General features: G+C 37.8%; 7 protein-coding genes. All 7 read left to right on the top strand.

Annotation, left to right across the window (positions count from 1 at the left end; all coding sequences use genetic code 11):
- Positions 1-114: 114 nt before the first annotated feature.
- The 7 genes from ABW637_RS00960 to ABW637_RS00930 all read left to right on the top strand — a co-directional run bounded on the left by ABW637_RS00960 (position 115) and on the right by ABW637_RS00930 (position 13,550).
- Positions 115-1,200 (top strand): phage baseplate protein, encoded by a 1,086-nt coding sequence (locus ABW637_RS00960; RefSeq protein ID WP_367582750.1) that lies wholly within the window; start codon positions 115-117, stop codon positions 1,198-1,200.
- Between the two features lie 66 nt (positions 1,201-1,266).
- On the top strand, positions 1,267-2,934 hold the full coding sequence (locus ABW637_RS00955) for a C1q-like domain-containing protein (RefSeq protein WP_367582749.1): 1,668 nt from the start codon (positions 1,267-1,269) through the stop codon (positions 2,932-2,934).
- 23 nt (positions 2,935-2,957) lie between these two features.
- Positions 2,958-5,420, top strand: coding sequence for a baseplate wedge protein (locus tag ABW637_RS00950; RefSeq protein ID WP_367582748.1), 2,463 nt, complete (start codon positions 2,958-2,960; stop codon positions 5,418-5,420).
- A 5-nt stretch (positions 5,421-5,425) separates the two neighbouring features.
- Entirely contained in the window at positions 5,426-7,039 is a 1,614-nt protein-coding gene (locus ABW637_RS00945) for a contractile injection system tape measure protein (protein ID WP_367582747.1), read from the top strand.
- A gap of 234 nt (positions 7,040-7,273) precedes the next feature.
- Complete coding sequence (locus tag ABW637_RS00940; RefSeq protein WP_367582746.1) at positions 7,274-8,677, top strand: ATP-binding protein; 1,404 nt, start codon at positions 7,274-7,276, stop codon at positions 8,675-8,677.
- A gap of 286 nt (positions 8,678-8,963) precedes the next feature.
- The gene (locus tag ABW637_RS00935) at positions 8,964-10,208 is read left to right on the top strand and encodes an eCIS core domain-containing protein (protein WP_367582745.1); all 1,245 of its coding nucleotides are present in this window, start codon (positions 8,964-8,966) and stop codon (positions 10,206-10,208) included.
- 72 nt (positions 10,209-10,280) lie between these two features.
- The gene (locus ABW637_RS00930; RefSeq protein ID WP_367582744.1) at positions 10,281-13,550 is read left to right on the top strand and encodes an eCIS core domain-containing protein; all 3,270 of its coding nucleotides are present in this window, start codon (positions 10,281-10,283) and stop codon (positions 13,548-13,550) included.
- Positions 13,551-13,727 lie beyond the last annotated feature (177 nt).

The raw sequence follows: 13,727 nt of genomic DNA, 5'->3' as shown, positions 1-13,727 counted from the left end.
AAGTGCTGCCGAAGATATTTTGAAGAAAAGTCAAAAATTAAATTAGACTTGTTTTATCAACTTTAAAACAATGGATAATTGATAAAAAAATAGAAAGAATAAAAAAATAACCTGATGGAAATCAATAAGAAAAACCGAACAGAACTCAAAGAATATTTTAAGATCAATGACAAACCTACGCAAGAGGAGTTTGCCGATTTTATAGAAGCCGGATTAAATCAGGTAGAGGACGGTATAGCGAAAGTGCAGGGAAATCCCATATCCATACAGGCCGAAGGAGAGCGGGTAGGTACGCAAGAGGTACTAGATCTATATGAAAGTTTTGCAGATGACAATCCGCAATGGTCTATTAACCTCAATCCCAGAGTAAATTCTGATGAACCGACAAGCAATCAACCCGGATTCAATATTAAAGATGCAACCGGGCAAAGTAGGTTATTTATCAAATCAGGAGAAGGCAATGTAGGTGTTGGAACCTTGGAACCAACTTCTAAACTTACTATAGAAGGTAAGAATGTACCCTCATTATTATCGGTAACTGATACTACAAACAATCCTACTACTATTTTTGAGGTTTCAAAAAAAGAAGGGGTTACTATAAAGGGAGCTTTATTGGTAGAAGGTGATATTACTATAAAAAACTTAAAGGCAGATAATATTTCTTCGAGTGTAGACCTGGATAAAGAAGAAGCAAGTCACGAAAAAATTCCTACGCAAATGGCCGTAAAGAACTATGTAGATACTCGGATGCCAAAAGGTGTCATCGTCATGTGGTCAGGAAATATAGGAAACATCCCCACAGGATGGGCTTTATGTAATGGAATCCAGGGAACCCCTGATTTATCAGGTAGATTTATTGTTGGATTCGATAAAGAAAATCCAGAATACCAAGTTGGTGAAATAGGAGGAAAGGATGAAGTAACACTTAACACAAGTCAAATGCCTGCCCACAATCATACAGGAAACACTTCAGAAATTGGAGATCACGTACATAACATATCGCACCCAGCTTCGGGGAATGATAGTGGTAATGGTCTTAAAACAATTACTATGGACGGGGAAACACATGGAACACTAAATACTAAAACCAAATCTGCTGGTAAACACAAACATTCCTTTACTACTAATAAAACCGGAGGAAATCAACCTCACGAAAACCGCCCTCCTTACTTTGTTTTGGCTTACATCATGAAATTGTAAGCACCTATACGAAAAAACAATTGCAAACTATTTGTAAAAAAGAAATCATCGTAAAAAATAGAAGACGTGGAAATCAACAAGAAAAACCGAACAGAGCTCAAATCATATTTTAAGATCAATGACAAACCTACGCAAGAAGAGTTTGCCGATTTTATAGAAGCAGGGCTTAACCAGACAGAGGATGGTATTGCCAAAGTACAGGGCAATCCGCTATCTGTACAAGCAGAAGGAGAGGCTGTAGGTACACAAGAGGTGTTGGATATATATGAAAATTTAAGCGATGATAATCCGCAATGGTCTATTAATTTAAATCCCCGGGTAAATCCGGCAGAACCAACGAGTAACCAATCGGGATTGAACATCAAAGATGCTACCGGTCAAAGCCGCTTGTTTATCAAATCAGGAGATGGCAATGTTGGTATAGGAACCTTAGAACCTGGATCTAAGCTTACTATAGAAAGTAAAAATATACCTTCATTACTATCAGTTGTTGATATTACTAATGAACGAGCTACTATTTTTGATGTTTCTCAGCAAAAAGGTGATGGAGTACTGTCACTGCGAAATAGTAGTAGTTCAACTAATATTCAGCTTAGTGGATCGATAGAAAAACCTAGCTTCTTTCTGGGTAAATTAGGGATAGGAACCAAAGATCCAAAGACAAACATACAGGTTAGTGGCGAAAACACAGAACTAAGAATCACCAACACCGGGCAGGGCGATGCTACTTCAGCACGTCTATCACTAGAAAATACAGCGAATTCAGAACACTGGGAAATAGGTTTACAACAAGGGCAGGATAGTCTGATGTTTTTTTCGCCCAAAAATGCATCCAAAAAAATAGTCATGAAAAAAGAGGGTAGATTAGAATTGCCCAGCGGAATTATTTTTGGCCGATCAGATACAGCGCATATCAATGAAGATGGAGCACTTTATCGCCATGCTGGTGATGCATTTCTTTCGACAAAGGACAACTTTTTTATAAAAAATGTAGGTGCAACGGAGGAGGAGGTTGCTTTTCACTTTAATACCGATCAGGGTAAAATAGGCATCGGGAGTAAAAATCCAGAAGCGCCATTATCCATTACAGGAACAGGAAAATCATCAAATCCTGATGAGGCGATGCATATTACCTCCAGAAGTATTTTGTTTGGAGGGCCCAATGCAGGTAAATCAGAGTTTTCCGGAAAGATTACTGCACATGATACCAATGCGCTACGAATTATAGGAATGTCCTCGGATCAAGATTCATCATCAAGAAAAGTTGAGATTTTTGCAGAAGGGGGACTTACCATTAAAGGCCATATGCAAACTACAAAGGACTATATCGTTGCATTTTCTGCTTCGTTAAAAGATAGTAATATTGGAGGAGATAAAAGTGTACTTGAATTTAAACAAATAAACTACAACATTGGAGATCATTTTAAAAATTTTACTCATTTTGTTGCACCAGTAAGGGGAATGTACATGTTTATTATGAACGTGAGGAGGAATACGGATACAGGAGGAAGATGGCATCTTCGTTTAAATGGTACAGGCTATGTGAATGGATCTTCAGGGGAAGAAAAAAAAGAACGTTCTGAGTTGACTGTTGGGAGTAAAAATCATAGTAATTCAAGGACGGTGATCACAATGCTTGAAGCAAATGATAAGGTACATGTAGAGCAATTAGATACTAGGGGAGATAATCATAGTTCGGGTTTCAGTGGAATGCTATTAAAAGCACTCATTTAAATATACACTCTAAAAAAATGAAAATGGAAACATCTATAACAATACCCAGAGAAGTACCACAGGATTCCGCATTAAGCTATGAATTTCTACGTGCAGAAGGAATGCAACTAATACAAAAAATGGCAGGAGATACCTGGACCGATCATAATATCCACGATCCCGGGATTACCATCTTAGAACAAGTTTGTTATGCTATTACCGATCTGGCGTATCGGATGGACTATGATATCCAGGATATCATAGGTAGTGATACCACCAGCACTTATGAAAACCTGTATAGTCCCGCGACCATTTTAACCACAAATCCAGTAACGGTATTGGATATTCGTAAAGTAGCTATTGATGTGGATGGGGTTAAAAATGCCTGGATCGAAAAAGTAACCCAAAAAAGAGCTGGTGAGATCTCAGAAGCTAATAGTACACCAATAGGATTGTACCGAGTTTTTATAGAAAAAGATGGGTTGTTTGATATTCCTGGGAGTACAATAATTAAAGATGTAAAAGAAAGGCTCTACGGATGTCGTACGATTTGTGAGGATTTTGAAGAAATAAAATTACTAGATACACAAGGTGTCCGATTACATGGTGTTATCGAAATTGCAGATACGGTAGATGATGTCAATGAGATGGTAGCTAATATTTTGTATCGTGTAGGAACTCATTTTTCACCTCGTATTCCCTTCTACACATTACAACAACAGTTAGAAAAAGGAAAAAGTACTGATGAAATTTTTGACGGGCCAAGACTGCTAAACGGTTTTATCGATGATCAGGACTTATTACAAAACTATCGAAAAGAAGAGCTCCAGACTTCTGATGTAATTAAAGAAATCATGGATCAAACCGAAGTATTAGCGATTGACAAAATCGCACTGGCTACGGGGACCAATACAGTAAAAAATTGGTTGTTACCATTGGATACTTCCAAAACTCCAATTTTGGATATCGAAGGCACCTTAGCACAACTATCATTTACCTCTAAAGGACTTGCCGTAGGCATCGATACAGAAAGAATAAAAACACTATACAATCAAAAAAGAGTTGAAAGTGTTTCCAGAGCTGTATCAGGTAAAGAACTGGATATGATCATGCCAGAAACTCAAGCACAGCAACTAGAAAACTATGATTCGATACAAAATCAGTTCCCTGCTAATTATGGGATTGGCGAAATGGGACTCCCGGATTCAGCTACTCCCGAAAGAAAAGCACAAGCAAAGCAGTTAAGCGCATATTTGCTGTTTTTTGAGCAAATCTTAGCCAATTACTTTTCGCAGTTAGCCCATTTTAAAAAACTCATGAGTTTTGATGGAGCTGATACCAGCACCTATTTTAATCAGTCCTTGTTAGATTGTGTTCCCGGAGTATCTGAAGTGATCGGAAGCAAAGAAAGTTATGAAGGATATTTAAGCGAAATGACAGCTGATGCTAATGTCGGATTATTACGAAAAAATAAATTTCTGAATCATTTGTTGGCACGATTTGCAGAGAAATTTACAGGCTATGGTATGGTCTTAAAAGACCTGAACAACGATACCGCTGCTATGGATAAAAAATTGATCCGGGATAAAGCCCGATTTCTTAAAGAATATCCTGTGGTGAGTGGCTGTAGAGCAAAAGCGTATGATACCACAAAAGACTTTTGGGATACTCTAAACATCTCGGGATTAGAAAAGCGAATTGCATTAAAAATAGGGATCGAGGACTATAGCAGTAGAAACTTAGGTGATGCTAATACTGCTGGAATGCATATGGTAGAACATATCTTGTTACGACCTAGAAAAAAATATCCTTATTCGTTTACCGCAACGTATATTCCATTACAAATCGAAAGATTCGAAGTCGCCATCACAGAAGAATTTACACGATGCATCGCCAAAGATCATACCTTAGAACCTGGAGAAGAAATACGCATCACAGGCAATGCGGAATTCGAAGGGACGTATATAGTACTAGCAATCGGAGAGGATTTTTTTGAAATTGAAGCGCCTTTTCGAGAATCAGAAACCGGAGGTTTATTTCAGCGTACACCCGATATTCGATATTACCTACAATCCACTAGTATAGATAGTATTGAAACGTCTTCTACAGCATCAGATCATATATTTTGCAAAACAGGAATACATACGTTACGAGCAGGAGATAAGATAGAAATTACCGGAACCAAAAATTATAATGGGGAACATAGCGTAGTTTCAATATCTGAAGAAGGGTTCGAAATTGCAGTGCCTTTTATAGAAGAAGAAACCACCGGAAGATGGATGTCGACTGCGGATCCAAAAGATCCGTATTCATTACAACTAACTTTCGCACTGCCAGCATGGATAGCGCAATATCAGGATGAAGATTTTAAGAAATTCATTGCATTAACGATACGCGAGGAGACCCCAGCACATATCAAGACCAATATCCAATGGTTGGAGCAAGAAGAAATGCAACGATTTGACTATGCCTATCATCGTTTTCTAGAAGAAATCAACAATGGATAAGTAGCATGATGACACAGCAAAAACATATCATCAATAAACAGATTTTAGAAGTTCACCTGCCTTCGACTGTAGATGCTTTTGCCGTGCAGCAAGAACTGAGTGCGCTGTGTCGGCATCAGTTAAGAACGGTTATGGACCGCATATTTGATAATACTGCTCATAATGCGGGAGATCAACCGTTGCAGATTGATCGACTTACATTAGATTTAGGGCAGGTATCTTTGGATAATTTTGAAACTGTTTTTGAGGAAGAATTACAAGAAAAACTTCAAGAAGTACTTACTGTATATCAGCAATCTGATGCCGTAGTACAAAAAAACACAGTCAATCAAACCGAAGAAAAAACACCACTTAGAGCCGTAGCACATTATCTGAAAACCGGGATATTACCATGGTGGGCAAAGGACAGAACCAAAGCATATGTTCTGGAGCAATTAGAAGAATTGTTGCAAAAACCGAACACCACTTTCATCACCTTGCTAAAACAATTGAGATGGAATACCCAGCAGCTAGAACGTTTTGTTCATACAAGTACAGAAGCGCAACTGCTTCAATCCCTTCAACTGGTTTCGGATATTCCTGTACAAGAAATAGTACCTACTTTAGAAAAGTTTCAGCAGAGAATTCATAAGAAATACGGCATTGCATTGCAGAAGATACAGGCTGCATTTTGGAAAACAGCGTTTCAGAAGTTTGATACGTATAAAGATGTCAAGTTCTTCGAACAAGAATGTTTCCAAGGTACGTTGGCAGTACTCGGAATAGATCAAAAAGGAAATAGCAAAAAACATCAAGCACAGGATGTCTATGAAATCAAATCTTTAGTAGCTAGCTATAAAACGGCGCAAGCTAAAAATACTGTATGGCAAGAATTCTTTAGACAACTATCCACTATCATAAACAACCCTTTTTTGGATCAGTTGCCTGCCAAAATGTTAAAGCAATGGGTGCAATTACTAAAAGATATAGGTAACATACAAGAGCAAACGGTAGATGCCAATAGTGTATTAAGACCCTTGGCAATCTATCTCCAGGGAGTACATAAAGAACTGCAGGAGATAGCATCAAAACCCGCAATAATGGAGATAGAAAAGGTGTCCTCTCCTTTTGAGGATACGGATTTTATACCCATACAAAATGCAGGATTGGTACTCTTTTGGCCATTTTTAGAACGCTTTTTTGAGAATTTGGAGTTGATCAAAGATAAAAACTTTATCAATGAAACCGCTCGTCATACTGCCATATGTGCATTGCAGTATCTGTGTGAAGGAGATGACCAGGAACTGTTTGAAGGAGCACTACCATTAAACAAATTGTTATGTGGTGTCGCTATAGAAGAAGTCATATCGCCAATCACACTATCGGATCAAGAAACAGCAATTGCTGAAGGACTGCTAACCGCTGCAATAGGACAAGGCCCACATTGGAAAAACTTATCCATAGAAGGATTTAGAATCTCCTATCTATGTCGTCCCGGATCCTTACGCACCCGAGATGGTCATTGGTTATTACAGGTGCAACGAGAAACTCATGATGTTACGTTAGAAAAATTGCCTTGGGGTTTTCATACCGTGAAGCTCCCCTGGATGCAAGACATTATTGTAGTGGAGTGGTTGTAAATGGAATTGATCAAAAACAATTAAGATCGTCAGTTCGAGTGATTTTTCGTAATGAAATGGAGAAAAATTGTATCGAGAACACTTTTAAAAATTGATAGATAGATTACATCTCGATACATTTTTTGTTCCGCTATCGCCACACAAAAAACACTCGATGTGACGTATTAGATGATTGATTTTTCAGGTCTAGTCAAGTGATTATTATGAAATAGAATAAAAAAAAGAAATAGCAATATGGAAAAACCAACATTTGCAGAAACAACAAATCATACAAATAATAATACTATTAAAGACATAAATAGTAGTAACGCGGCAGTCCTACAAACTGAACTTGCTTGGCTAAGCGCCGTATTGCAAACACGTTTAGAACTGTATTTCGAACAAGAAACACCGTATGAGTCTATTAAGGAATTAACACCACCGAATATAGTAGATAAAGAAGGTAGCTATGCTAACTTTATCCAAGAACACAAACTCAACTTTGAAGAGCGATTACTATTAATTCTGGCACTGGTTCCTCATATCAAACCCGAAGTTTTGGACATACTATTGACCAAAAACAAGGACTATGATCGTCGCTATAGCGAGTTTGGTGGGTTGTTATTAGAAGGACATTTGGGATTAGTCCCTACTGCAGAAACAGCCATGTTTTTACTGGTTGGAGAAGATCTTAACAAGCGTTTACAATACCACACGTTGCTTACCGAAAACTTTGTAGCCATCCGAAAAGGGATGATCAACGTATCTCAAACCAAAGGAAATAGTCCTCTATTAAGCAGTATATGGATGATTGCCAATGAATATGTATCGTCTATCCTTACCGGCATACCCTATCAAGCAGTGTACAGCCCTGATTTTCCTGCGCAGCAGTTGCATACCAAGCTATCGTGGGAGGATCTCATCGTCTCTAGATCCACAACACATAGCTTGCAGGAAATCAGGGATTGGGTGACTCACGGGCAAATGGTATTAGAAGCTTTGGAGTTGGGCAAACGACTAAAACCGGGATACAAAAGCCTGTTTTTTGGACCACCGGGAACCGGTAAGAGTATGGCAGCAGCCATCTTAGGAAAAAGTACAGACAGGCAAGTCTACAGGATCGACCTAAGTATGACGGTCTCTAAATACATTGGTGAAACCGAAAAAAACCTGGCTAAGGTTTTTGATCAGGCACAACAACACGATTGGATCTTATTTTTTGATGAGGCAGATTCTTTGTTTGGGCAACGTACCCAAGTAAGTAGTGCCAATGATCGATATGGAAACCAGGAGATTGGATATTTATTACAGCGCATCGAAGATTTCCCAGGAGTGGTGATTTTGGCAAGTAATCTAAAAGACAATATAGACGATGCCTTTACCCGACGATTTCAATCGATGATCGAATTTACCATGCCGGGAGTAGAAGAACGCTATCAATTATGGAAACAATCCTTTGCTAAGAAATTACCACTAGATGAAAACTCAGATCTATGGCATATCGCCGAAAACTATGAAATCTCTGGCGGATTGATGATGAATGTAGTACGTAAATGTACGCTACAAGCCGTAACGAACAAAGAAAAAACAATCATCCAACAAAGTCTGGAAACTGCAATACGACAGGAGTTACAGAAAGAAGGGATTATTTTAAACTAAACGATACAATAATATATAAAAAACATAAATATTTTAATAGATGGTGGGGAAATAAGGGGGAATTATCCCGGTATTGATTATGAAATATGCAGAGGAATACCTGCAGAAAAGGTACCGGGATCCACCATCGTAAAACGCTGTTCTAAGAAAAGTGAGACTCTGCTAAGTTTGCAACTTTGTAGCGATAACAGTAAGAGTATAATAGCTTATTTACAGCTTAATAAATATGAAAAGAAATGCTGCGAAGTCACAGACGTTCGCAGAGCGGCATAAAAACATCATGCACATGAAAACACAAGGAGATAAAACCCAAGAATCTAAAAACTCGATTACCCCGAGGGTTACTAGTGAACCTAGTGATGGAGGTGCGGCTCAACTCATCGATAACCGTACCTCTACTATCGATCAGCGTAAGCTAAGATCAGGAATAGATAGTTCTGAAAATACAAAAGCACCTATCCAACGAAAGACTCGCCCTGAGCCCGGTCGAAGGGATAACACCGGCCTACCCGATACCCTAAAATCTGGTATCGAAAACCTCTCTGGCTACAGTATGGATGATGTAAAAGTACATTATAACTCTAGTAAACCAGCACAGCTACAAGCCCACGCTTATGCACAAGGAACGAATATCCACCTGGCACCAGGGCAAGAAAAACATTTACCCCACGAAGCCTGGCATGTAGTGCAGCAAAAACAAGGTCGGGTTAAGCCCACGATGCAGTTTAAGGGGAAAGTCAATATTAATGATGATGAAGGGTTAGAGAAAGAGGCAGATTTGATGGGAACTCGAGCTATTAAAAATAGTTTTTTTAATAATACATTTTTAAAATATAAAGAACCCAAGCAATCATTAGCGCAACGGGTAATTGACTATGGGAATTTGAACTCCAATGCCAAAATAGAAAACGCGGTACGAAATTATGAACAATTGGAACAGCCAGGACTTAAAAAGAGGTTTTTTTTAAACCCCTTTCAATTAGGGTATGGAAGATACAAAAGAAATTCAGCTTTATTTTCTAGGTTTCGAAATGCACGCGGGACTACTTTGAAATTTGTTGTTAGAAGAGAAAGCGGAGTGTCCTTGGCAATAACAAGACTTTATGGTAGACCAATGAATAGTAATTCAGAATTAGAGTATGATAATCCTGTAGAACGTCAACATTTCGATAGGAATTTGCAAAATAGAAATATGCAATCATTTAAGGTAGTTGTTTTAGTAAATCCAAGATTTATCCGAAGTTTTACCGATGGAAACCTTTTACAAACAATAACTCATGAGATGACCGTGCATGCCGAAAACTTGTTGGATTTTATTGAGAAATATTGGAAGTATCATGACGATGCCAATTTAGCCAATTTTACGGCAATATTACCATCAGCTACTCAAGAACATCAAAACTTTAAAAATGGAAATGTAGTAAGTTATAATAGATTAAAAAGCAGACTTGAAAATAGTAGTGATTTAAATCTTAGAAGTATGTATAACGATTTCTCTGCTAGAGAAACGCTTGATTTTACAACTTGCTAGTGAAGCTAAATAAAATGGATTGGAATCTTTACTTTAAAAGTCTATAGATTAAACATAAATGAGTTAACAACGATGAAAGCACCACTAGAAAACACCAAAGAATTACAACAAGAGACTGTACAACGAGTAGAACAGGAATCTAGTACTGGTGGTGAAGGTACCATTGCAGATAATCGACCGGCTATTGCAGTACAACGCAAGCTGAGGTCTGTCATGGGTGGTGCTGATGATACCGATAATCCTATTCAACGAAAAAATAATACTGGTTTGCCAGATAACCTAAAATCAGGTATCGAAAACCTATCCGGTTACAATATGGGCGATGTAAAAGTGCATTATAATTCCAGTAAACCAGCACAACTTCAGGCTCATGCCTATGCACAAGGTACAGATATCCATTTAGCACCTGGCCAAGAAAAACATTTACCTCACGAAGCCTGGCATGTAGTGCAGCAAAAGCAAGGGCGAGTACAACCTACCAGACAGTTAAAAAGTAAAGTGAATATCAATGATAGTATCGGTTTAGAAAAAGAAGCGGATGTAATGGGAGCATGTGCCTTGAAGCGAGGACAGCAAATAGATACTAAAGGAAATCATACATATCAGTTATCTAATGGAAATACAGCCGCTGTCAATAACGTCACGGTTGTGCAGAGATTTAAAGTCGGAGAAGAACCCATTAAAAATCCGTTCCAGGATATACTTACCCATTATGGGTGGTTTCCAAAAGCCAAAGCATACGAACAACGCCTAGGAGCATATTGTGCAACACATCCAAAATCAAATTATGCCTTGAATTTGGCCATACAAAAGCTAATGTATATCGTGAATAGCTATTATGCTCAGGAAATAAAGGACAAAGATATTTCAGAAGAAGATATGTTTAGGGAAGTCTTTTTTAGGGATGATGAGACAAGCAGTGGACAAGTTGGGATCAATTTAGATATTGACAAAATTTTTGAAGTATTACAAAAAGGAAACCTAAGAGAACGAATGACAGCTTTTTATAACGCATCTTATTACGGCAGTGGGTATGGAAAAGATATAAAGAGAGGCTTTAAACAGATTCTTCATGAAATTATTTTTAACAATAAGAATGAATTAATCAAAGATTTGAACCTGAATGAAGAAAAAATTAAGGAACAACATACTTTTTACAATAATCCCTCTTTTAAAGACAGCGCAGTTAGGCGTCTTGCAAAATGGAAAGCCCCCGAGGAATGGCAGTACCTTTTTTATGATGATGTATTTGCGCTTGGTAATTTGTCTATTCAGGGCAGGGATACATCTGTGAAAGACAGTCAACAAGCTAAGAAAACTAGAAAACAGCCTATAGACCCGAATGTTCATCCTGAACTGATCAAAACACCAGCAGATTTTGAAGAACTGGGAGTACCGCTTTCTGATAATGAATTGGCTTTCTTATATGAGGACGAAGGCTTAAATTTAAATCGCATACAAAAAAAGAAAAAAAGAAATGAGGCTCGGAGAAAAGGTACGAGAGATAAACAACTACCTTGGATTTCAGGGAATGCTATGTTTGAGTTATCTCCTGATGATAGTTGGTATCAAAAAATACACGACCAATTAAGAATGCCGGTGGTAGCAGGGGTTTCGGGAACTACAACCAGAATGTTAAAGTCGTACCAATTTCTTAATATTAAAAACAGTGAACTCAATTTTCGCTTAGCCCTTATGGGATGGATGCTTCCTACCTGGGATCATTCGCTTTACGAAATTTTGAAAGGTTCGCATATTGCGGGTGTCAATCCTCCGGGAGAGAAAGAAAGAATAACCGATGTCATAAAGATGTATATGAATATTGCTCCTTTACAAACCGATGAACTAAGAAATCATGTGGGGAATGAAGGTATGTTCCCACACGAAGAACAGTATACAGAGATTGCGTTAAGAAGACAACCGGTTGTATTACCTGCATTACCAAATTTTCGGACTACAGAAAGGCATGCCGATCAAATAAATTCAGCTCATGACAGGGTTAGACAAGACGATGGTAAAGAAGAGCGAACAGGATTTAATAAAGCACATACTATAGCCACAGGAGTATATTCAGGCGGGATGCATAAATTGTTTAATACAGTACTGGAAATGTGGCAAATAAATACACCACATATAGCCATCAAATATGCACTAAAAAGCAAGTTGCTAAAACTTGCAGATCGTGTGGGAAGAGGAGAGGCTGTGGAGTTCCCGGCAGAAATGAATGCGCTTAATATGATCGTTAATTACCTGAATAGAGAAGATTTTAATAGGGCAAAAAGGAATACAGAACGCGCTAAAATTAAAAGTTGGATTGATGGGTTCGTTGAAGATATTTATCCAGAGATACAAATGCATATCAATATAATGACTCAAGGATTAACTAATTTACCTTCTAGCAATAAATTAGCATATCGCGGTACTACTGAAGAAAAACTGAAAAAGGATTCTTGGAGGCTTACGGCCTTAAAAGTGGGAAGTATTATTAACTATAATAGTTTTCAAAGTTTTTCTACACAAAGAAATGTAGCACAGCAATTCGCAGACAATTCTGTTGATCAGGGAGAAGGAACTACCAGGGTACTGCTCAGAGTCCAACTTAGTGGGCATGCAGGCAAAGATATTAAGGTAGCGTCTTGGCAGCAAGCAGAAGACGAAGTATTACTAATGCCAGGAGCAAGAATTGAAATTACTGGGATTTCAAAACAAAAGATGTTGTTTACCGATCGTAGAAATCAACGAGCACTTAAGGAATTTAAAGTATATGAAGCCAAAGAAATCAAAAACACATCAAATGATTTAGAAATCACAGAAGAATCATTAGAGCAAGACCAACCCAATAAATTGAAACCGTCTAAAAAAATGCCCAAAATAAAGTGGGCGAAAAAAATGCCCAAAATAGAGTTGCGGAAAAAAAGACCAAAAGCAAAAAAGAAATTAGCTGTTGATCAATCCAAATATGTAACAATAGAGAATCAAAAGTTTAAGCTCGGTACTGCATCTGGTTGGGGTAATAATTGTCTTATCTTTTCAATTGCCAAGGCATTAAATGTGCAATGTACCAGTAAGAAAACTAAAGAAATACGTAAAAATATGATAGCTATTGGAATACTGGGTGTCGGAGAGAATAATTTTCTTGCAAATGATCAGGAAATATTGACTGCGATACTTCAATCCTTAGGAAAAAATCCAAATACTGTTAGTATTGTTTTCAATCATAGAAATAATGCTAATCAATGGATCGAGCCAGATACATTAACCTATGATAATCCTGGTGCACCAACTACTATGTACATTGCAAATTATGGTCAGTATCATTTTGTACCTATGTTTCCTGTTTAGGTAATTAAAAAGTAATTGATATGCCTTTATTCTGAAGCTCACACCATGCTCTGAGAAGGTTGTAACTTCATAGATATAGCGGTAAGAACGTAAGAATGGAAATATAAAAGTATTTACAAAATGCTGAGAAGTAACAGACATGCTCTAAGTTGCGAGTTTACAATTAATGTCTAGAAA

This window comes from Aquimarina penaris, from assembly GCF_040786285.1.
In the GTDB taxonomy this organism is placed as follows: domain Bacteria; phylum Bacteroidota; class Bacteroidia; order Flavobacteriales; family Flavobacteriaceae; genus Aquimarina.
This window is presented reverse-complemented; position numbering and strand designations above follow the sequence as displayed.

Excerpts from the sequence above, each read along its gene's own strand:
- ABW637_RS00940 (WP_367582746.1), top strand. The coding sequence starts at position 7,274 with ATGGAAAAACCAACATTTGCAGAAACAACAAATCATACAAATAATAAT.
- ABW637_RS00950 (WP_367582748.1), top strand. The coding sequence starts at position 2,958 with ATGGAAACATCTATAACAATACCCAGAGAAGTACCACAGGATTCCGCA.
- ABW637_RS00935 (WP_367582745.1), top strand. The coding sequence starts at position 8,964 with ATGAAAACACAAGGAGATAAAACCCAAGAATCTAAAAACTCGATTACC.
- ABW637_RS00960 (WP_367582750.1), top strand. The coding sequence starts at position 115 with ATGGAAATCAATAAGAAAAACCGAACAGAACTCAAAGAATATTTTAAG.
- ABW637_RS00945 (WP_367582747.1), top strand. The coding sequence starts at position 5,426 with ATGATGACACAGCAAAAACATATCATCAATAAACAGATTTTAGAAGTT.
- ABW637_RS00930 (WP_367582744.1), top strand. The coding sequence starts at position 10,281 with ATGAAAGCACCACTAGAAAACACCAAAGAATTACAACAAGAGACTGTA.